This window comes from Amycolatopsis sp. NPDC089917 (assembly GCF_040684635.1).
GTDB lineage: Bacteria > Actinomycetota > Actinomycetes > Mycobacteriales > Pseudonocardiaceae > Amycolatopsis.
Genome location: NZ_JBFBGL010000039.1, coordinates 59,846 through 80,241 on the forward strand (window position 1 = coordinate 59,846; position 20,396 = coordinate 80,241).

The window sequence follows — 20,396 nt, forward strand, 5'->3', positions numbered from 1 at the left end:
TCCAGGCGGCCGCGCGTTCGGTGGAGCCGAGCGCGCGGCCCTCGGCCGGTGGCTACGATCTGCGGTCGTGAATCCCTCAGCCGAGGACATAATCCGTAGTGCCGCGCGCTGGATCGAGCGCGGAGTCCGCGTCGACACCTCCGCCTTCGCGCAGGATCTGGGCATTTCGCGCAGCACGTTGTTCCGCCGCGTCGGGAACCGGGAAGACCTGCTCGGCGACGCTCTCCACTACCTGTCCGAGCGCACCCTGGCGGCCGCGACGCGCACCTGGGAGCGCGAAGAGGGCGACGTGGTGCGCAACGCGGCGGGCGAACTGCGCTGTCTCGCGATCATGCGCGAGTACCGGTCCGTGCTCGCGGCGAGCGCCGGGTTCCGCCGTTTCCTCGACGACGAGCCGGTGCTGGCGATCCGGCTGCTCACCGATCCGGACGGCCGCGTCCAGCCGAAGGTGATCGCCGCACACGTCGAGTTGCTGCGCCGCGACGTCGACGACGGCGGTTTCGTGCCCTCGGTCGGCCTGGAAAGCCTCTGTTACGCGATCGTCCGTTTGGGGGAAGCGTTCCTGTATTCGGACGTCCTCGCCTCCCGGACACCCGATCTCGACGCGGCGTCGACGCTTCTCGCCGCGCTCGTGACGGGAATACCCGGCCGCCCCCAGTAGTCGTGGTGAACATGGACTTCGGTATCGCGACCGCAGTGACCGACGAGGGAATCCGGCCGCACGTGCTGGCCGCCGCTCTGGAGGAGAAGGGTTTCGACTCCCTCTACCTCCCCGAACACTCGCACATCCCGGTCAGCCGGGAGAGCCCGTACCCCGGCGGTGAGCTGCCGCGAGGCGCCGTCCGCAATCTCGATCCGTTCGTGGCGCTGGCCGCCGCCGCGACGGTCACCTCGAACCTCCGGCTCGGCACCGCGGTCGCCCTGATGATCCAGCGCGACCTGTTCTACACGGCCAAGGAGATCGCCAGCCTCGACTTGCTCTCCGACGGGCGGGTGGTCTTCGGCGTCGGGGCGGGCTGGAACATCGAGGAGATGCGCAACCACGGCGTCGACCCGCGGACGCGGGGCGCGCTGCTGACCGAGCAGCTCCAGGCGCTCAAGGCGATCTGGACCCAGGACGAGGCCGAGTTCCACGGCAAGCACATCGACTTCGACCCGGTCTACTCCTGGCCGAAACCCGTGCGGAAACCGCATACGCCGATCTATGTCGCCGGTCAGGGCCCGGCCGGGCTCAAACGGCTCGCCGAGCACGCCGACGGCTGGCTGCCGCATTCCGTGACCCCGCCGGAAGAATTGCGCCGCGTCCGGTCCTGGCTCGCCGATCAGGGCCGCGAAGACGTCCGGATCAGCGTGTTCGGCGCTCCGGCCGATCCCGGCCTGTTGCGACGTCTCGCGGGCGCGGGGGTCGACGAGGTCTCGCTCATCCTGCCGACGCTGCCCGAGACGGAGACCTTGGAGCAGCTCGACAAACTGGCGAAGACCATCGCGCCGCTTCGCGCCTGACGGCTCGTGAGGGGTAAGTGCCGTTAGGGCGGACCGGTCTTTGCCTGCCTGCCGCTGACCTGCACGGGGCTGGGCGTCCGGAATCCTCCCCGCTCGACCGCACCGGCATCCAGCACAAGCGTCACCCCGAGCCGGGTGTGAAGGTAGTGAAGGAGGCCTTCACGGACCCTGGGTCCCTCAAGGGGGCCTTCAGGTACCACTCACGAGGTCACGTCACGGGCAGGTGAGCACCGGCGCCTGCGGACGGCCACCGCCGTGCAGGTCGCCCAGCGGAACCCGGGCCAGGCCGAGGATCGCCTGCGCGGTCGCGCGCGGGGCGGTCGCCGGGTTCAGGCCGGTGGCGTCGTAGGCGATCGCGCCGCGGTCCGCCTCGGCGCCGGCGCAGCCGGTTTGCAGCGACCGCAGGAACTCCCGAGCCTTGACCGCGGCGGCGGGACGGTGACCCGCCAGCGCTTCGGCGGAGAGGCCGGTGCTGTTGGCGTTCGGCGCGTTGGTGCCGACGCCGAAGCCGCCGTTCGCGTGCTGCTTGGTGACCAGCCAGGAGGTGCCTTCGCGGGCGTTCGTCGCGTCACCGGTGGCGCGCAGGGCCTGCACGACCATCGCGGTCGAGTCGACGTCGCCGGTGCACGTCGCCTCGCCGAAGTTCAGCGGGAATCCGCCGTCCGCGCACTGGGTGCCCGCCAGGAACGACACGGCCGACGCGGGCGCGCCCGCCGGGGTGCGGTCCAGCGCCAGCAGCGCGAGCGATTGCGAGAAGGCGTTGGAGTAGTCGCCGTATTCGGAGCGATCGGAGAACCGGCCGGACGGCGTGAGCAGCGAGAGCAGGCCCGCCTTCAGGTCGACGCCGCCGAACGACGCCGGGTTCTTGCCCCGGATCTGCGCGGCGAGCAGCAGTTTGGCGTGCGCGCCCGCGTACGCCTCGGCGCCGCTGCCGACGTAGCCGGTGGTGATCTCCGGCTTCGCCAGCCAGGCGATCGCCTTGCCCGCGTTCGTGTCGGACACGCCGGCGGCGGCGAACGCGAAGATCGCGTCGATCGTCAAGCCCTGGTCGGGGAACTTCTGGCCGCCGAAGTCGGCCTCGAACCTTTCCCCGTCGGTCAGCTGCCTGGCGAGCCAGCCCGCGGCGGCGTCCGCCTTGTTCGGGGTGGCGGCGGCCGCCGGGGCGGCGACCAGACCGATGCCGCACAGCACGGCGACAGCGAGGACCAAACGTCTCATGAGAACCCTTTCCCGCATTTCCACGACAGGAGTCGGTGACACCGCGCGACGTGGGTGACCGGGCTCGCCTGGAGGGCATACCGTTGCGGGACAGCGCCGGACTCTCACCGGACTTCCCCCACGACCGCGCTGAATCGGACGAACCGAAGACTCTCATCCCGGACGGGCGCCGGGGTACCGCCGGGCGCGAGTAACGCTGTGATCCTGGCAACCGACCTGCTCAGCGGTGCCTGCCGGAGGTAATCGGGTGTTAACCTCGGCGGGCTCGACAACCGAATACCGCCGCCCGTGACGGGGAAGCCGGTCGAAATCCGGCGCTGTCGCGCAACCGTGGGCCCTTCACCAGGGCGAGCCGGGGTGCCGAACGGGCGGATGAACCAACCAGAAGTCCGAACCACTGTCGCGATAAACAGGGGTGACTGCGGCGTCCCGCGCCTGTCCTCCGTCATGCCGCAAGGAGGAGTCATGCGCCGCGGGTCCCTGGCCGCCCTGGCCTTCGCCGTCAGCGTCGGCGTCGTCGCCGCGCTGCTCACCGGGACGGCGACGGCCGCGAACGATCCCGGCGCCGCGAAGTCGAACTCCCGCTGGCTCGCGACGAAACTGAAGCCGGACGGCACGCTCGAGAACCCCAACGGCGGCACCTTGCCGGATCACGGCCTGATGATCGACGTGCTGTTCTCGATGTACGCGTCCGGTGACGGCGCGAAGGCCGAGCCGATCGTGAAGTTCCTCGACGACCAGGGCCACGCCACCGACTACTTCACCTGGGACGGGTTCATCCCCGGCGCCGGGTTCGACAACGTCATCGTCGGCGGCGCCATGGCCAAGACCCTGGTCGCCGCCGAGGTCTCCGGCCGGAACCCGCGGAACTTCGACGGCTACGACCTGGTCGCCGAGACCCAGAACGCGATCATGCGGGGCGGGCCCGACAAGGGACGGGTCAGCGACTACACGAAGAATCCCGACCTCACCGGCCCGATCAGCAACAACGCCAACATGTTCGGCCAGGCGCTCGGCGTGATCGGGCTCGCCGCCGCGGGCGAGAACGACCAGCTCGCGATCGACAAGCTGGTGACCCAGCAGTGTTCCGAGGGCTACTTCCGCGTCTTCTTCGCCTACATTCCGACGACGGAGACCGGCGACCACGTCACCCCGGACAAGCACAAGGTCTCGACCTGTGACGAGGGCAAACCGCTCGACCTCTCGCCGTCCGACGGCGACGCCACCGGTCTCGGTCTCTCGGCGATGCTGGCCGCCAAGAAGGCGGGCGCGGCCGGGCTCGACACCCCGATCGCCAAAGCCGTCTCGTGGATCAAAGCGAACCAGACCCCCGGCGGCGGCTGGGGCGGCGGAGTCGGCACCGAGGCGCCGAACACCAACAGCACCGGCATGATCCTCCAGGGGCTCGCCGAGGCGGGTGGCGCGGACGCGGCGGTCGACAAGGGCGTGCGGTACCTCAAGTCCGCCCAAGCGAACGCCGCGTCCGACTCCGGCAACAGGCTCGCGGGCGACCTCGGCGCGATCGCGTACAACCCGGCTTCCTACGAGGCCGCACGGACCTCGGGTATCAGCGGGCTCGACACCTGGATCCGCGCGAGCGCCCAGGCTTCGCTCGGGTTGTCGCAGGTCGGCTTCTTCACGCTGGCCAAGGGCGGCGGTCAGCCGCCGACCAGCAGCTCTTCGGGAACGCCGACCTCCACGCCGACGTCGTCCGAATCGAGTACCCCCACCAGCACGCCGACCTCGACTTCGAGCGAACCGGCGCCCAGCACGACCACGACGACCACGACGACCACGACAACAACGACCACCACCACCACGACGTCGGTGACACCGACGCCGGGCACGTCCTCGTCCCAGCCGACCAGCCCGCCCGCGCCGAGCACGGTCACCGTCACGAGCACGCCACCCGCGGCCAAGCCACAGCCGGACAAGCCCGCGCCCGAGGCCACCACGCCGAAGCCCAAGAAGACCGTCACCCCGAGGGCGTCGACCGGCGCCCGCGTCCCGCCGCCGACCGCGATCTCCACGCCGGTCGCGATCGCGGGGACTGCCCCCGCGGCGTCCCGGCTCGGCGCGTACCTGACGAACCGGCTCGTCGGCGGAGACCACGTCGAGGTCACCGAGGACGGCAAGACCTACGTCGACTACGACGCCACCGCCGATCTGGTGCTCGCCCTGCGGGCACTGGACGAGCAGCCGGAAACGGTCGACCGCGCGTCGAAGTTCCTGCTCACGCCCGAAGCCGTGCAGGCCTACGCCCACGGCGCGCCGTACGAGCAGAACGGCGCTTCCTACGCCGAACCGCTCGCGAAACTCGTGCTCGTCGCCGAGTTCGCCAGGGCGGACGCCGGGCAGTTGCGCGCCGATCTGGTGAAGCTGCGTGACGCGGACGGCAAGTTCACCGACGTCGGGTCCTTCGCCGACGCCGACGAGACCGTCGAACGGCACGCGTGGGCGGTTCTCGCCACCGCCGCCGACCCCGGCCCCGCGGTCGAACTGCTCCTCTCGCGCCAGTGCGCCGACGGGACGTTCCCGAAACACCTCGACACGGCGCAGTGCGGCTCCGGTGACCTCGGCGCGACGGCCGCCGCGGTCACCGCGCTGGCCGCCCGTCCGCACACCGACGCCGCGCCGTCGACCAAGCGGCCCGACGGCTGGACCGAGCGGCGCGTGTCGGCGTTCGTCTCGGCGGTGGGCGCGCTCGGCGTCCGGCCGACCGGCGAGGGCATGGTGACCGGCGAGGCGGGCGAGCCGGACGTCGTGCTGAGCGCCGCCGTCGCCGCCGCGCGGCAGATCGCCGGCCTCGACGCGAGCGGAACCGCGCGGTCGCTGGGCAAACTGGTCCAGGCCGACGGCGGCTTCGCGAAGGGAACGGTCGCGGCGAGCGACGGGAAGACCGACTTCCCGACGAGCCTGGCCGCCGCCCAGGGGGTCGCCGGCCGTTCCTGGCTCACCGCCGCGGATTCGCCGCTGTCGCCCGCCATCCGGCTGCCGCTCACGGAGTCGAACGCCGCCGACGCCGTCTCCGGAACGCAACTGCAGGCGGCCGTCGCCCAGCCGGTTCAGCCCACGTGGCTGACCTGGGGACTCGTCGGACTGGCCGGACTCCTGCTCGTCGCCGCGATCGTGCTCGTTTTCCTGCTTCGCCGGTTCATCAAGACAAAGGGGGCTACACCATGAGAAAACTACTCACCGTCACGACCGTCCTCATCGGACTGATCGGGCTTTCCGCCGCACCCGCGAACGCGGTCGATCCCACCAAGGGCTACGACGGGATCTGCACCGGCTCCGACGCGCTCACCGGTACGACCGTCGTCGTCGACTTCCAGGAGCTGGACGGCAACGGCGGGACAGCCGCGCCGACGATCACCCGCTGCTCGCCGAACGCGAGCCCGGGGACCGCCCGCACGGGTATCAAGGCGTTGCAGGACGCGGGGATCGCGGTCGCGGGGACCGCCCGCTGGGGTCTCGGTTTCGTCTGCCGCCTGGAAGGCCGCCCGTCCGCGACGGAGACCATCCCGCTGTCGAGCAACCCGAGCTACAAGGAGCCGTGCGTCAACACGCCGCCCGCCGGCGCGTACTGGGGTTACTGGCACGCCGACGGTTCCGGGACCACCTGGACCTACAGCAGCTACGGCGCGCTCAACCGCAACGTCGTGCCCGGCGGGTTCGAAGGCTGGTCGTTCTCCTTGAACAAGTCCGCGACGACCAACCCGGTTCCCGGTGTCACGCCGAGGAACCCGGCCATCCCGTGAGGAAGCTCCTCGGAGTGGTGGCGGCGATCTTACAGATAGCCGCCACGGCGCCGTCCGCGCACGCGGTCGACCAGGGCAAGGGATATCCCGGGTTCTGCAAGGACGCCACCGGGGTCACCGTGGTCGTCGACTTCCAGCAGCTCGGCGGCACGACCATCGTGCGCTGCAACCCCCAGACCACCCGCGGCACCGGGCTGGACGCGCTCAAGGGCGCCGGCTTCCAGATCGCCGGGGTGCAGCGCTGGGGCGAGTCGTTCGTCTGCCGGGTCGAGAACCGCCCCGCGGCGACCGAGAACATCCCGATCGCCGGCCGCGACAAGTACCGCGAGCTGTGCGTCGACACGCCTCCGGCCCAGGCCTACTGGTCCTATTGGCACGCTTCGAACAACTGCGCGTGGGACTACAGCCAGTGGGGCGTCAAGAACCGCGACTTCATCCCCGGCGGTTTCGAGGGCTGGTCGTTCTCCCTGAACGCCACCGCCCAGTCCAACCCGGTCCCGCGGATCTCCGCCGTGCGGCCCGGCACCGAGAGCCGGCCGTGCGTGCCGCGCGAGGAGGCCAAGCCGGTCACCGACGATCCCGGCGAGCGGCAGCAGCAGCGTCCGCGGGCGGAGAACGGACAGCCGTCCGGCGACGGTCCTCAGTCGACGGAGGAGGCCGGCCCCGGTGAAGCTCCGGTCGCGGGCCCGAGTTCCGGTGCTCTGCCGCCGCCCAAGCCGCGTCCGAGTGCCTCCGCGCGGCCGAAGGCGCAGGATCCGTCACTGAACGTCGCGTTCACCGGCGGCGAGAACGCCGAGGACGTCAACGCGGTGATCGAGCGCGAGTCCGGCGCCAGTGACTGGGCGCCCTGGGCGGCCGGTGCCGCCGTGCTGGCGTTGTGCGTGGCAGGATTCTTCGTGGCACGCAGACGCAAACGCGCACAAGGAGCTTGATGACGTCCTACTTCCTGCCGCGCGACCTGCATCCGGCCGCCTGGTGGGTGTGGGCGCTGGGGCTCGCCGTCGCGGCGACCCGCACGACGAACCCGTGGCTGCTGCTGACCATCGTGGCGGTCGCGGGGTACGTCGTCGTGGCCCGGCGCAGTGAGGCGCCGTGGGCGCTGGCGTTCCGGCTCTACCTGTACCTCGGCGCGTTCATCGTGGTGATCCGCGTGTTCTTCCGCGTCGTGTTCGGTGGCGCCGAGGGGTCGACGATCATCCTGCGGCTGCCCGAGATCCCGCTGCCGGAATGGGCGGCGGGCATCCGGCTGTTCGGCGACGTGTCCGCGGAATCGTTGCTGGGCGGGCTTTACGACGGGATGCGGCTGGCGGCGATGGTGATCTGCCTCGGCGCGGCCAACGCGCTGGCGAATCCGAAACGGCTGCTCAAGGCGATGCCACCGGCGTTGTACGAGGTGGGCACCGCGGTGATCGTCGCGCTGTCGGTGTTCCCGCAGCTGGCCGAAAGCGTGCTGCGGGTCCGGCGGGCCCGCAAGCTGCGCGGCGGGGCGGGCAAGAAGAAGGTGAAAGCCCTCCACACCATCCTCATCCCGGTGCTTGAGGACGCGCTGTCCCGTTCGCTGCAGCTCGCCGCGTCGATGGACTCGCGGGGTTACGGCCGCGCGGGACTGGTCGAGGCGCGGGCCCGGCTGATCACGGGAACGCTGATGATCGTCGGCCTGATCGGCGTCTGCGTCGGCGTTTACGCCACTTTGGACGGTTCGACGCCCCGCTATCTCGCCGCACCGGTGCTTTCCGTGGGCGTCGTCGTCGGGCTGGCCGGGTTCTGGTCGGCGGGCAAACGCGTCCAGCGCACCCGGTACCGGCCCGACCGCTGGCATCTGCCGGAGATCGTCGCCGCCGTGAGCGGGATCGCCGTCGCGGCCGTCCTGTTCGTGACGTCGGAGGTGAACCCGATGAACATGAACCCGTCGCTGATCGACCTGTCCTGGCCGTCGCTCGCGTGGGGACCGTTGCTCGGGGTGCTGATCGGTGTCCTGCCCGCGTTCCTGACCCCGGCCCCCGAACCTCCTTACGCCGCACTCGAAGAAGAAATGCTCGGAAAAGAAACGCACGCATGATCGAACTCGACCACGTTTCCTTCACCTACCACGGCCGTTCCGAGCCCGTCCTGTCCGATGTGACGCTGTCCATCGGCGAGGGCGAGCTCGTGCTGTTCGCGGGCCAGACCGGCGCGGGCAAGTCGACGCTGCTCGGCACGATCAACGGTCTCGTCCCGCATTTCACCGGCGGTCACCTCGAAGGGACGGTCTCCGTCGACGGCGTCACGACGCGGTCCCGGCCACCGCGCGAGTTCGCGCACCTGGTCGGTGTCGTCGGCCAGGATCCGCTCGCGGGCTTCGTCACCGACACGGTCGAGGACGAACTCGCGTACGGCATGGAACAGCTCGGCCTGAATCCGCAGGTGATGCGCCGCCGGGTGGAGGAGACCCTCGACCTCCTCGGCATCGCGGAACTGCGCAGGCGCGCGTTGCGGACGCTGTCCGGCGGGCAGCAGCAACGGGTGGCGATCGGCTCGGTGCTGACCACCCATCCGAAGGTGCTGGTGCTGGACGAACCGACGTCGGCGCTGGACCCGACCGCCGCCGAAGAGGTGCTGGCGACCTTGGCCAGGCTGGTGGAGGACCTCGGCACGACGGTGCTGATGGCCGAGCACCGGATGGAACGCGTGATCCCGTTCGCGGATCGGATGATCCACGTCCCCGGAACAGGGGGAGTGGTCGACGGAACCCCGCCGGAAGTGTTGAAGGACATGCCCATCGCGCCGCCGATCGTCCACTTGGGACGGCTGGCGGGCTGGAATCCCCTGCCGATGACGGTCCGGGACGCCCGGCGGCGCGCTTCGTCGCTGACGCTGGGGACGCCGTCCGCACGGGACACGACCGCGGGCGAGGACCTGCTGACCGCGTCCGGGGTCGTCGTGCGATACGGGCCGAAGGTCGCCGTGCGGGAGGTCGATCTGACCCTGCGCGCCGGCGAGGTGCTGGCGATGATGGGGCGCAACGGTTCCGGCAAGTCGTCGCTGCTGTGGGCGGTGCAGGGTTCCGGCCCCCGGCAGGGTGGCAAGGTCACCGTCGAGGGCAAGGATCCGAAGACGCTGAGCAGCGCGGCGGCGCGGAAACTCGTCGGCATGGTGCCGCAGACCGCCGGCGACCTGCTGTACCTGCAGACCGTCGCAGCCGAATGCGAGGCCGCCGACGCGGAATCGGGCGCGGAGCCGGGGTACAGTCGCGGCCTGCTCGACAGGCTCGCCCCGGGCATCGATCCCGCGTCGCATCCGCGCGACCTTTCCGAGGGGCAGCGGCTCGCGCTCGTGCTCGCCGTCCAGTTGTCGGCCGCCCCGCGGATCATGCTGCTCGACGAACCGACCCGCGGCCTCGACTACACCGCGAAAGCCGCGCTGGCGCAGATGATCGCTTCGCTGACCGCGGAGGGCAGGGCGGTCGTCGTGGCCACCCACGACGTCGAATTCGTCGCGACGATCGCGCACCGCGTGCTCGTGATGGCGGAAGGGGAGGTCGTCTCCGACGGCCCGACCGGCGAGGTGCTCGGCGGCTCCCCGGCGTTCGCCACCCAGGTCGCCAAGATCCTCGGGGAGCCGTGGCTCACCGTCGACGAGGTCCGCGCGGCGCTGCCGCAGGAGGTCCCGTGAGCACGGCCCCCGCGGTCCGGCTGGGCCCGCGTTCGGCGACGGTGCTGGGCCTCGCGTCGCTCGCGGGACTGATGATGTTCGTCTGGCCGCTCCTGGTCCGGGTCGAACCGCAGTCGATGCAGCACGGCCCGGACGCGCCGTTCGTGTTCATCGGGATCCTGCCGATCCTGATCGTCATCGTGCTGGCCGAGATGTCCGAAGGGGGCATGGATTCCAAGGCCCTCGCGATGCTCGGCGTGCTCTCGGCGGTGAACGCCGCGCTGCGTCCGCTCGGCGCGGGGACCGCGGGCATCGAGACCGTGTTCTTCCTGCTGGTGCTGGCAGGCCGGGTGCTCGGACCCGGATTCGGTTTCGTGCTGGGCTGTACGTCGATGTTCGCTTCGGCGTTGCTGACCGCGGGGGTAGGGCCGTGGCTGCCGTTCCAGATGATGTGCTCGGCGTGGATCGGGATGGGCGCGGGACTGCTGCCGCGCCGCCTGACCGGCAAGGCCGAGATCGCGATGCTGGTGGTCTACGGGATCTTCGTCGCGTACGTGTTCGGGTTCCTGATGAACCTGTGGTTCTGGCCGTTCATCACCGACGCCGAAGTCCCGTACCACGACGGGCACATCTCCTACGTCCCCGGCGCGCCGCTGCTGGAGAACCTGCACCGGTTCGCCGTCTTCACGCTGCTCACGTCGACGGCGGGCTGGGACACGGGGCGCGCGATCACCAACGCGGTGGCGATCCTGGTCCTGGGGCCCGCCGTGCTCGCGACCCTGCGCCGCGCTTCACGCAAGGCTTCCTACGGCGTGATTCCCTCGTTCACCGACGGCACGCCCCGCGTTTAGTCCTCCTCCTGAGGTTTCGGAGGCGGTCAGCAGCGGGATTCGGCGGTGGTCTTGAGGTCCTTCAGCCAGGCTTCGAGGCCCATGCCGAGGAACTGCGTCGAGGTGGGCACGTCGGCCTCGACCTGCGCGCCGGACCAGTTCTCCTCGGTGCGGACGAGCACGCCGCCCTTGACCTCGGTGAAGTTCCAGACGTGGACGCCGTTGTCGATGCGGAGGCCGTCACCGATCGCGGGCCCGCTCCAGCGGACGCACTGGCCGCGCCGGATCTGGTGGACGGTCGAGGTGATCGACAGCGTGGTGGCGGGGGTCGCGGCCGTGGCGGGCACCGGGGTGGTCCAGCGGAACCGCGAGTCCTTCCGGAGCGGGCCCCGGTCGAGGCGTTCGCTGGTCAGTACCGGCTCCTGCCAGGACGGCCAGCGCTCGACGTCGGTCTGCAAGCGCCAGATCTCGCTCAGGGGAGCGTTGATCAGGGTCTCGGTCCGGTAGTGGATCGGGGCCTTCGTGTCGATGGTCTCGCCCTGGCAGGACAGCGGCGCGGGGGCCGTGGCGGCCTGGGCGGGGGCCACCGCGCCGCCCAGCAGGGCGAGGGCCAGCGGGACGACGAGTGCGGCGGTGCGGCGGCGGGGCTTGGTGTCCGTCATGATCCGGCTCCTTGATTAGCGATGCTTGCGATAGTTAGAAGCTATAACCGCGACAGTGTGAGTGTCAATAGGAAAAGTGATAGCCTCTAACCAGTGGGTCCGGAAGGAGGCAGGACGATGGACGCGGACGGGAAGACCTCGCGTGAGCGCTACCGGTCTCAGGTGTGCGCCGAGATCAAGCGGCACGCGTGGGAGCAGCTGGCCACGACGGGTGTCTCCGCGTTGTCCCTCAACGCGATCGCCAAACACGTGGGCATGAGCGGCCCCGCGCTGTACCGGTACTTCCCCAGCCGGGACGACCTGATCACGGACCTCATCCGCGACGCCTACCGGAGCCTCGCGGACGTTGTAGGCGCCGCCGGGCCGGGTGGCGTGGCGGCGGTCGCCCATGCCATCAGGGTGTGGGCGCTGGCGGATCCGCAGCGCTATCTGTTCGTCTACGGCACGCCCATCCCCGGCTACCGCGCGCCGGAGGACACCACCCGGATCTCGAACGAGATCATGGCCGTCCTGATCGACGTCCACGCCGCCCTTCCGGGGGACGGACCGGCGACACCGTTCGAAGCGCATCTCGACGACCACCGCGACTGGGCGGGCGGGCAGCCGGTGCCGTCCGCCGTCCTGCGCCGGGCCGTGACGTTCTGGACGCGGCTCCATGGCGTGCTGTCTCTCGAACTGGCGGGGCACTTCGCCGGCATGGGCTTCGATCCCGCCGTGCTCTTCGAAGCTGAGCTGGACACCCTCCTGCCGGGCCGGCTCCGGTGTGACCAGGCGGACGACTCGCGTGATCAGACGGACGACACGCGTGTCCAGGCGGACGACTCGCGGCGGACCCTGCCCGCGGGCGTGTCGTCCGTCTGATCACGCGAGTTCGCCGCCCAATCACGCGAGTCCCGTGTCTGATCACGTGAGTCGCGCCTTCCGGCCCGGCGACGACGACCACCTGGACCACTCGAAGCACTGGTATTACTCCACAAAGGACAGTTTCCGCTGAGTGGGGCATAGTGTGGTACTTTCCTGCTGTACAGCGGTTTCTCGGCGATCGCTGTGCTAGCTTCCGGGAATGCGCGGAGGATCGAGAGTTCCCTTCAGTCGTACGTTCGCCGTGATCGCGTCGGTGCTCCTGGCCTCGCTGATCGGCCCCGGCGCCGTCGCGAACGCGGCCCCGTCGCGGCATGTCTGCGAATGTGCCACCCCGTCGATAGACCGGTTGCAGCAATGGCTCGCCTCCGGTGAGGGCACCACGGTTCCGGCGACCGGCAGCCTGCTCGTCCGCGAAGGCGGCGGGTACGCGGCCAAGGTGACCTTCCTCAAGGCCGAATGGCACGTGGCCGTCGTCTGGCTGGGAAACAAGTTCGAGGCGCAGGCCGATCTGTCGAAATCCTCCGGTTTCTGGATGACCTACAGCGCGACCGACGACCTTTACGTCCAGCTCCGCCCGGCGTCGCACTGGAGCGGCGGCGACAAGTGGCTGACCAAGGTGCCGTCGACCGGCGGGAAGATGGTCAAGAAGTTCTTCAGCTTCGCGCCCGACGCGTGGACGACGCTGCCCGAACTGGGCAAGCCCGACTACTCGTTCGCTTCGGCGCTGACCGAGGCGCGAGGCCTGGTCTTCGTCGGCAAGACGCCCAACAAGATCGACTTCCGCGGCCTCGCGATCGATCGCTACCAGCCGCCCTGCCTCTGAGCACTTCTCGGTATTTCACCTGTCCGGAGCGACCGCTATCGCACACCGTGCCCGATTTGTCCTGTACGGTGAACTTTCAGCCGCCTCCGCACGACCGATCCGAGGAGTACCCCTGATGAGCCTGTTCGACTCGCTGAAGGAGAAGGCCGCCGAGCTGCTGGGTGGTGCGGGCGACAAGGTCGGCGAACTGACCGGTGTCGACCTTTCCGGCGCCGCCGACCAGGTCACCCAGTCGGCGGGCGATCTGGCCGAGACCGGGCAGGGGCTCGCCGAGAACGCCACCGCCGCGGGCCAGGGTGCCGTCGACTCGGCCACCGCGGCCGGTCAGGGCGCCGTCGATTCCGCCGGCGCCTTCGGTGACGCCGCCACCGGTTTGGCGGGCGGCGTGATCGACCCGAACGCCCGGGGCTGATCGCCCCCGGAATCCCCCGGTATCCGCGGATGCCTGGGGATTTCGTCATTTCGGGCGAATGTGATCAGGGGCACTTCACGGGCGGAAAGCCGGAACACCGACCTGGCGGACGCGGCGCCCTCTCCGCCGCGCGCGAGGGCCGTCGGACCAGGCCGGCCCGGATGCTCCGGTGGGACGATGTCCGGATTTCGGCATGACGATCTTCCATTTTCCTTGTCCCGCAAGGGGATTCTCGTCGAACAGGCGAAACGGACAACGGTTGTGGTAACCCGGTCGCCGCCGGGAATCTCGGTCCGTGATCGTCAAACGACTGAGGCCGATCGGCCTGTGCGCCGCACTCACCGTGCCCGCGCTCGTCCTGCGGTTCTCCGGCGCCGAACCGGGTGCGGTGGTGGGCCTGCTGCTGTTCGGCCTGGCCGTCGTCGCGGCGTCGTTCCTGCTGGCCTGGGCCGCGGAAGCCGCGCAGGTGGACATCTCCGGCGGGCTCGCGATCGCCGTGCTCGCCGTCATCGCGGTGCTCCCCGAGTACGCGGTCGACCTGTACTTCGCCTACACGGCCGGCTCGAACCCCGAGTACGTGGCCTACGCCGCGGCGAACATGACCGGGTCCAACCGGTTGCTGCTCGGCCTCGGCTGGTCGACCGTCGTGCTGATCGGCCTCGCCGTCGCGAAGAAACGCAGCGGCGCCACGGTCCGGGAGCTGGTTCTCGACTCGCCGTACCGGATCGAGCTCGGGTTCCTCGCGATCGCCTCGATCGTCGCGTTCGTCATCCCAGGGACCGGGCAGATCTCGCTGGTCCTCGGTTTCGCGCTGCTCGGGTTCTTCGTGTTCTACCTCTGGAAGGTCTCCCGCGCCGAGCCCGGCGAACCCGAGCTGGTCGGCCCCGCCGCCACCCTCGGCGCGTTGTCCAAGCGGCCTCGCCGGATCCTGGTGACCTCGCTGTTCGTCTTCGCGGCCGTGGTGATCGTCGCCAGCGCGGAACCGTTCGCGCACAACCTGATCGCCGTCGGGACGGAACTGGGCATCGACCGGTTCCTGCTCGTGCAATGGCTCGCGCCGCTGGCGTCGGAGGCGCCGGAGTTCATCGTGGCGATCCTGTTCGCCGTCCGCGGCAAGGGAGACGCGGCGATCGGCACACTGCTTTCCAGCAAGGTCAACCAATGGACGCTGCTCGTCGGCAGTCTTCCGATCGCCTACGTCCTCGGCGGCGGAGGGACCGCGCTGCACCTGGACGCCCGGCAGGTCGAGGAATTCCTCCTCACCGCCACCCAGACCCTGCTCGGGGTCGCCGCCCTGCTCGCGTTGCGGTTCCCGCGCTGGGCCGCCTGGACCCTGCTCGGCCTGTTCGCGGTGCAGTTCGCGCTGCCCGGCCAGACGGCGCGCTACGTCCTCTGCGGTGTCTACGCGGTCATCGCGCTCGTCGCCCTGATCCACAACCGCCGTCACATCCTGCCGACCCTGGCCGCTCCTTTCCGCAAGGCTCCCTCTGCCCCCGGGGGTAGCTCCAAGGAGCGGATTTCGGCCTGAGGGCAGAGGTTTCCGCGAGTTCCCGCGCTTAGCGTCCAGGCATGACGAAACGAAGGAAACTGCTCGCCGCGGGCGTCGTGATCGCGCTCGCGGCGAGTGCCGGACAACCGGTCGCGGCCTCCCCGGCACCGCGGATCGCCTGGCACGACTGCCGGACCGGGCCGGACGACGAGACAGGGCGACGGCTCGCGGCCGCCGGGGCGACCTGCGGTGAGATCACCGTTCCGCTGGACCACGCCGATCCGGGCGGCCGGACCCTTGCGGTGGCCGTCGCGCGCCGGGCCGCGACCGACCCCGCGCGCCGGCTGGGCACCCTTGTCGTCGACACCGGCGGTCCCGGCCCGTCCCGTGACGGTGTGGCCCTGCTGGCACAAGGCCTGCCGCCGGAAGTCCCGTCCGGGGCGCCTTCGCTCGCGGCGAGGTACGACCTCGTCGGGATCGATCCGCGGTTCTTCGGGCTCAGCGCCCCGCTGGAATGCGGCTGGCCCACCGGGCGGTACCTGCAGAGTGCCCAGCTGGCGAGTCCGGATCGGGCCTCCTTCGACCGCAGCGTGGTGGTCGCGCGGGAGTTGGCGGCGAGCTGCGCGGACCGGAGCGATCTCCTCGCGCACGCGTCCACCCGCGACATCGCGCGGGATCTCGACCTCGTCCGGGCCGCCCTCGGGGAAGCGAAGATCTCTTACCTGGGCTGGTCTTTCGGCAGTCATCTCGGCGCCGTCTACCGCAGCCTCTTCCCTCGGCGCGTCGACCGGATGGTGCTCGACAGCGCCGCCGCCCCCGGGGCCGCCGGTCCCGCGCTCACCCGGGAAACCGCGCCGGCGGACGCGGCCGCCTTGCGCGACTGGGCGAACTGGGCCGCCCGACGGAACGGGAGCTATCGCCTCGGCGCCACCGCGGACGAGGTCCTGGCCACGGTGGACCGGATCGCCCGCGCCGCCGCCCGCGAACCTCTGCGCGTCGGCGGTCACCGGATCGACGAGGCGATGATTCCCGGCCTGCTGCTCACCGTCGACGACAGCGACGCGTTCTACGCGGAATTCAGCTCCCAGGTCGTCGTACTGCGCGACGCCGCGCGAGGCGTCGCCGTCACGCCGACACCCACGCAGGAGTGGAAGCTCTCCCTGTACACCGACCCGAACGTGGAGCCGTCGTTCGGGTTCAGCGCCACGGTCGCCAACCAGTGCGCGGACCGCGCCGCGTCCCGCGATCCCGAAAGCCACTACCGGGACATCCAGGCGCACCGGACCGCCGAGCCCCTGTTCGGCCCGCTGGCGCGGCACCTCACCCCGTGCGTGTTCTGGCCCGTGCCGCCCGCGGAAGCACCCGTGCCGATCGGCGACGACCGTCCCGCGCTGCTCGTGGGTGCCTCGGGGGACCCGGTCACGCCGTATGCCGGACAACTGGCGATGCACCGCGCCCTGACGGGATCGCGCATGGTCACCCTGGACGGCGCCTTCCGGCACGGCGTCTACCTTTTCGACCCGGCGCCCTGCGTCACCGAAGCCGTCGAGTCGTACCTGCTCGGCGGGACACTGCCCCGGACCGACGTCACCTGCGTCCGTCACCGTTCGCCGGGCCGGACCACTCCCGCTTCGTAGGCGAGCACCACGGCCTGTACGCGGTCCCGCACCCGCAGCTTGGCCAGGATGTTGCCCACGTGGGTCTTCACCGTCCCCGGCGCGACCACCAGCCGCTCGGCGATCTCGGCGTTGGACCAGCCGCGGGCCATCCCGGCCAGCACCTCCCGCTCGCGCCCGGTCAGCGTCGCCGCCGACCGGGCCGCGCCGGGGTCGAGCGGCGGCGCCAGCCGGTCCAGCAACCGGCGGGTGGTGGAGGGGGCGATCACCGAGTCGCCGTCGTGCACCGTCCGGATCGCGGCCAGCAGTTCCTCCGGGGTGGCGTCCTTGAGCAGGAAACCGCTCGCCCCGGCCCTGATCGCGGCCAGCGCGTGCTCGTCGAGGTCGTACGTCGTGAGCATGAGGACCTTCGGCGCGCCAGGTAGGGCGAGCACGCGCCGCGTGGCCTCGATGCCGTCGAGCACCGGCATCCGGACGTCCATCAGCACCAGGTCGGGGTTCAGGCGCCGGGTGTGCTCGAACGCGGCGAGTCCGTCACCCGCCTCGCCGACCACGGTCAGGTCCTCCTGCGACTCGATGACCATCCGGAAGCCCGCCCGGACCAGCACCTGGTCGTCGGCCAGCAGGACCCGGACCGGTGTGGTCATGCTTGGCCGTCCCGCAGGACGCCGAGCACCCGCCGGAGGTCGCCCAGCGCCTGCCGGGCGCATTCGCCGATCGTGACCAGCGCCGACTTCCCGGCCTCGGGCGAAGCCGCGTACCGGCCACCGTCGGCCTGCGCGATCACGACCGCGAGCGAATGGGCGACGATGTCGTGCATCTCGCGGGCGATGCGGGTCCGCTCGGCGAGGACGGCGAGCCGCGCCTCTTGCTCACGGTGGGAGAGCCGTACCCGACGCAACGTGCCGGTCGCCCAGGCGGCCACCACCGTGCTGGCCAGGAAGGCGCCGACGAGCAGGTGCGCGGTCGCGGACGACGGCAGCATCGGCCAGCTCAGCCCGCCCAGCACGGAACCGGCGAGACCGACCACGAGCGCGATGCCGCCCGCACGTCGTGGTCCGTAGGCCGCCGCGGCGTGCACCGCCAGCGGTACGGCGAGGTCGGCGGGCAGCGCGCCGACGTCGTCCCGGATCGCGAGCCACTGGACGCCCGCGGCTGTCAGCACCAGCGCCGCGCACACCGCGGCGTTGCGCCGCCGCAAGGCCAGCGGAAGCGAGAGGAGCAGGGAAAACAGGAAGTAGGGCGCTTCCGCCCGCACGAAGAGTCCTAAAAGGACACAGCAGGCGGCGAGCATCAGCGCGATCAGGACGTCGACCAGCGGCCCGTGTCCACGCAGCCAGGAATCGAGTCGTTCACCGAGCACGTCGTCACCCTATGGCCGCGGGTACCGCCGTCACCTCGCCATGTGGGCTGAAACCGGCTACGCCTGCCGGGCTAGCCCGAACGGAGCAAGGGAGGCGAAGGTGTGGCGTCGGAAATCCCGTGTCCCGGCGTCCTTTGGCACGCTAACCTGGCGGAAACGACTTCATCTGCGGGGGAGCGGACATGGTCGGAATCTGGATAGCGCTCGGGGTCTTGGTGTTGGTCATCGGTGTCGCCGTGCTCACCGATCTGCGCGATCGGGGACGGGGCGGGACGCGCAAGTTCATGTTGCCGGGCTGGTCTTCCCGGCGTGCCGACTACACGGAGAACGACCTCGTGCACGGGCGCTGGGTCGAGAAGCCGCCGCGTGAGCAGGACGAAGAACTCCAGCGCAGGTACAAGTCCGGCGACGAGTGAACCGGGTTCGGCCGCAGACCGCGGATTCCTGTGCGGGATTCGGCGCTTTTCGTGGATTTCGCGGGAAAAGCGCCGTCGCACCAATGTGGTGACCCCGATCACAGTGACCTCTCGGATTGTGAGAACATGAGGCACAGGCTGCCGGATCCCGGAGGGTGAATGCTCCGCAGAATGCGTCGCTGGCTCGAATTGCTCAGTCTCGGCGGGTTGGCGGTGGTCGGCTTCGCGGTCGGGATCGCGGAACAGCTCGGCTGGCTGGACAAAGTCGCGCCGAAAGGCGTCACCACCCTGACCCTGATCATGGTCAGCGGGGTCGTCGTCGTGCTGCTCATCGAGCTGACCCCGTTGCGCGCCTTGGAAGACATTCGCGATCGGCTCGCCGGTCTCGACATCGACACCATCGCTTCGAGCCTCCGCCGCGGGCACTACGGCGGGGTGATCGAGGTGCACAAACGCTTTCCGGACGACGCGTTCGCGGCCCGCGTCGCGAAGGCCAAACAGGTGACGATCCTGAACACCTGGATCCCGAACCTGGGCCTGCTGGAACACGAATTGGAAAGCGCCATCGTCGGACACCGGGCCGAAGTGCGGATCATGTTGCTGCACCCGAACTCGATGCTGGTGGGATTACGGGAGGCGGCGCTGGGCCGGTCCGACGGCGCGGGCACCGCCTTCGTGAGCACAGGGATCACGAACTGCCTGGAGACACTTTCCCGGCTGCACGGGCGGCTGGCGAAACGGCAGGGCAACCTGAAGGTGCGGGTGTTCAACTCGCAGGCCTCGGTCGCGGTGTACCGGGCCGACGGGCGCTACCTGGTCAGCATGTTCCTGCACGGCCAGCTGGCGATCCATTCGCCGCAGTTCGAGATCGAGGGCACGCACGACACCGTGCTCGGCGAGCAGATCCAGCACGAGCTCGACACGTTGTGGGACATCGGCCACGACGTCGACCTCGGCGACTGGAAGCGAAGCATCGACATGATCCGTTTCTGAGCAAGAGGTGTAGTGATGCGAGACCTTGACGAGTTCGAAGACGGTTTGATCGAGGGATTCCGGAATCACCCGATGCTACGCGGCGTCACCGAGCTCTCGCCGGAGGATCTGCGGGCAGTCCTGCTGCAGCGCCGTTTTCTGTCGCTGGCCTTCACCATGGCGTACGACCTGGCGATCGACCTGCTCACCGACGAACAGTCCGTCCGGATCGCCCGTGTCATCGTCCGGGAGGAGTACCCGGACAACTCTTCGCCCGGCAGCACGCCTTCGCACCGCGAGGACCTGATGACGGACATCCTCGCCCTCGGCGTCCCGCGCGAAACGCTGGTGCGGTCCCGGCGGTCGCTGGCCACGACGGCCTGCCTCGACACCACGATGGAGCTGATCTCCTCGGCGGGCGATTCGAAGCACGCCGACGTCGAACTGCTGACGATCCTGCGTTTCTGGGGCGAGGTGCTGGTCAGCGTGGAGTACGGCGAGCTGTGGCGCCGGATCGGGCCGGTGCTCGGCGACAAGTCCGTCTTCTACTATCCGCACCACGTGCACGACGCGAAGTCCCGCCCGCTGGCCGCCGCGTCCCCGCTCTCGCTCACGCATTCCGACCAGCTCGGGCTGCGTCTCGTGCAGCTGATCGACTCGGAGCAGGCGCGGGAACGGTTCCGTGAGACGGAAAAGGCCGTGGTGGCGGTCAAGACGGCGTTCTACGACCAGTTCCAGGGCGTCGGGGGGGGGGGGTGGGGGGGTAATCCCCCCAGACCCCCACGACCCCCACAACCCCCCCCCCCCCCCGGACCGCGCCCCCGCCCCCCCAACAAAAAG

Annotated in this window: 19 protein-coding genes, 1 pseudogene and 2 riboswitches; of the genes and pseudogenes, 16 read left to right on the forward strand and 4 right to left on the reverse strand. The window is 70.2% G+C overall.

Going from position 1 to position 20,396, the window contains the following annotated elements:
- Nucleotides 1-67 precede the first annotated feature (67 nt).
- Nucleotides 68-661 carry a QsdR family transcriptional regulator gene (locus tag AB0N89_RS26500; protein WP_364209260.1) on the forward strand — a complete coding sequence of 198 codons (594 nt, stop codon included), beginning with the start codon at nt 68-70 and terminating at the stop codon, nt 659-661.
- An 11-nt stretch (nt 662-672) separates the two neighbouring features.
- Nucleotides 673-1,503 (forward strand): LLM class F420-dependent oxidoreductase, encoded by an 831-nt coding sequence (locus AB0N89_RS26505; RefSeq protein ID WP_364209263.1) that lies wholly within the window; start codon nt 673-675, stop codon nt 1,501-1,503.
- Between the two features lie 213 nt (nt 1,504-1,716).
- Here AB0N89_RS26505 and AB0N89_RS26510 read toward each other — a convergent pair whose 3' ends face one another.
- Nucleotides 1,717-2,721, reverse strand: a complete 1,005-nt coding sequence (locus AB0N89_RS26510) for a prenyltransferase/squalene oxidase repeat-containing protein (RefSeq protein WP_364209266.1) — start codon at nt 2,719-2,721, stop codon at nt 1,717-1,719.
- A gap of 31 nt (nt 2,722-2,752) precedes the next feature.
- Nucleotides 2,753-2,880, reverse strand: a riboswitch (cobalamin riboswitch).
- A 135-nt stretch (nt 2,881-3,015) separates the two neighbouring features.
- Nucleotides 3,016-3,083, forward strand: a riboswitch (cobalamin riboswitch).
- 103 nt (nt 3,084-3,186) lie between these two features.
- Between AB0N89_RS26510 and AB0N89_RS26515 the strand changes: the two genes are divergently transcribed.
- From AB0N89_RS26515 to AB0N89_RS26540, 6 genes are read left to right on the forward strand one after another with little or no spacing between them, the layout of a single operon-like run.
- Nucleotides 3,187-5,904, forward strand: coding sequence for a hypothetical protein (locus AB0N89_RS26515; protein ID WP_364209269.1), 2,718 nt, complete (start codon nt 3,187-3,189; stop codon nt 5,902-5,904).
- A complete protein-coding gene (locus AB0N89_RS26520; protein ID WP_364209272.1) occupies nt 5,901-6,479 on the forward strand; it encodes a flagellar hook-length control protein FliK in 579 nt (192 codons plus the stop codon). Before AB0N89_RS26515 ends, AB0N89_RS26520 begins: the two co-directional genes overlap by 4 nt.
- On the forward strand, nt 6,476-7,411 hold the full coding sequence (locus tag AB0N89_RS26525; RefSeq protein ID WP_364209275.1) for an ABC transporter substrate-binding protein: 936 nt from the start codon (nt 6,476-6,478) through the stop codon (nt 7,409-7,411). Before AB0N89_RS26520 ends, AB0N89_RS26525 begins: the two co-directional genes overlap by 4 nt.
- Nucleotides 7,411-8,538, forward strand: coding sequence for an energy-coupling factor transporter transmembrane component T (locus AB0N89_RS26530; RefSeq protein WP_364209278.1), 1,128 nt, complete (start codon nt 7,411-7,413; stop codon nt 8,536-8,538). The genes AB0N89_RS26525 and AB0N89_RS26530 overlap by 1 nt, the downstream gene beginning before the upstream one ends.
- Nucleotides 8,535-10,130 carry an ATP-binding cassette domain-containing protein gene (locus AB0N89_RS26535; RefSeq protein ID WP_364209281.1) on the forward strand — a complete coding sequence of 532 codons (1,596 nt, stop codon included), beginning with the start codon at nt 8,535-8,537 and terminating at the stop codon, nt 10,128-10,130. The genes AB0N89_RS26530 and AB0N89_RS26535 overlap by 4 nt, the downstream gene beginning before the upstream one ends.
- Nucleotides 10,127-10,960, forward strand: coding sequence for an ECF transporter S component (locus AB0N89_RS26540; protein WP_364209284.1), 834 nt, complete (start codon nt 10,127-10,129; stop codon nt 10,958-10,960). Before AB0N89_RS26535 ends, AB0N89_RS26540 begins: the two co-directional genes overlap by 4 nt.
- Nucleotides 10,961-10,986: 26 nt before the next feature.
- On the opposite strand, the gene AB0N89_RS26545 is transcribed toward AB0N89_RS26540, so the two are convergent.
- Nucleotides 10,987-11,601: an SRPBCC family protein gene (locus tag AB0N89_RS26545; RefSeq protein WP_364209287.1), complete on the reverse strand. Its 615-nt coding sequence runs from the start codon at nt 11,599-11,601 to the stop codon at nt 10,987-10,989.
- 117 nt (nt 11,602-11,718) lie between these two features.
- Here AB0N89_RS26545 and AB0N89_RS26550 point away from each other — a divergent pair.
- The 5 genes and pseudogenes from AB0N89_RS26550 to AB0N89_RS26570 form a co-directional block, all read left to right on the forward strand.
- Nucleotides 11,719-12,339, forward strand: a pseudogene (locus AB0N89_RS26550) (TetR/AcrR family transcriptional regulator); the annotation flags it as partial.
- Nucleotides 12,340-12,706: 367 nt separating this feature from the next.
- On the forward strand, nt 12,707-13,288 hold the full coding sequence (locus AB0N89_RS26555; protein WP_364209290.1) for a hypothetical protein: 582 nt from the start codon (nt 12,707-12,709) through the stop codon (nt 13,286-13,288).
- Nucleotides 13,289-13,403: 115 nt separating this feature from the next.
- The gene (locus tag AB0N89_RS26560) at nt 13,404-13,700 is read left to right on the forward strand and encodes a hypothetical protein (RefSeq protein WP_005159517.1); all 297 of its coding nucleotides are present in this window, start codon (nt 13,404-13,406) and stop codon (nt 13,698-13,700) included.
- Nucleotides 13,701-13,995: 295 nt separating this feature from the next.
- The gene (locus AB0N89_RS26565; RefSeq protein WP_364209293.1) at nt 13,996-15,228 is read left to right on the forward strand and encodes a sodium:proton exchanger; all 1,233 of its coding nucleotides are present in this window, start codon (nt 13,996-13,998) and stop codon (nt 15,226-15,228) included.
- Nucleotides 15,229-15,269: 41 nt separating this feature from the next.
- Nucleotides 15,270-16,826 (forward strand): alpha/beta hydrolase, encoded by a 1,557-nt coding sequence (locus tag AB0N89_RS26570; protein ID WP_364209296.1) that lies wholly within the window; start codon nt 15,270-15,272, stop codon nt 16,824-16,826.
- On the opposite strand, the gene AB0N89_RS26575 is transcribed toward AB0N89_RS26570, so the two are convergent.
- A complete protein-coding gene (locus AB0N89_RS26575) occupies nt 16,790-17,452 on the reverse strand; it encodes a response regulator transcription factor (protein WP_364209299.1) in 663 nt (220 codons plus the stop codon). The genes AB0N89_RS26570 and AB0N89_RS26575 overlap by 37 nt on opposite strands.
- On the reverse strand, nt 17,449-18,168 hold the full coding sequence (locus AB0N89_RS26580; RefSeq protein ID WP_364209302.1) for a histidine kinase: 720 nt from the start codon (nt 18,166-18,168) through the stop codon (nt 17,449-17,451). The genes AB0N89_RS26575 and AB0N89_RS26580 overlap by 4 nt, the downstream gene beginning before the upstream one ends.
- Before the next feature lie 182 nt (nt 18,169-18,350).
- Here AB0N89_RS26580 and AB0N89_RS26585 point away from each other — a divergent pair, with 182 nt between their 5' ends.
- The 3 genes from AB0N89_RS26585 to AB0N89_RS26595 all read left to right on the forward strand — a co-directional run.
- The gene (locus tag AB0N89_RS26585) at nt 18,351-18,584 is read left to right on the forward strand and encodes a hypothetical protein (protein ID WP_364209305.1); all 234 of its coding nucleotides are present in this window, start codon (nt 18,351-18,353) and stop codon (nt 18,582-18,584) included.
- A 159-nt stretch (nt 18,585-18,743) separates the two neighbouring features.
- Nucleotides 18,744-19,577 (forward strand): hypothetical protein, encoded by an 834-nt coding sequence (locus tag AB0N89_RS26590; RefSeq protein WP_364209308.1) that lies wholly within the window; start codon nt 18,744-18,746, stop codon nt 19,575-19,577.
- Nucleotides 19,578-19,592: 15 nt separating this feature from the next.
- Nucleotides 19,593-20,396 (forward strand): hypothetical protein (locus AB0N89_RS26595; RefSeq protein WP_364209311.1); only part of this gene is annotated, 804 nt, incomplete at its 3' end.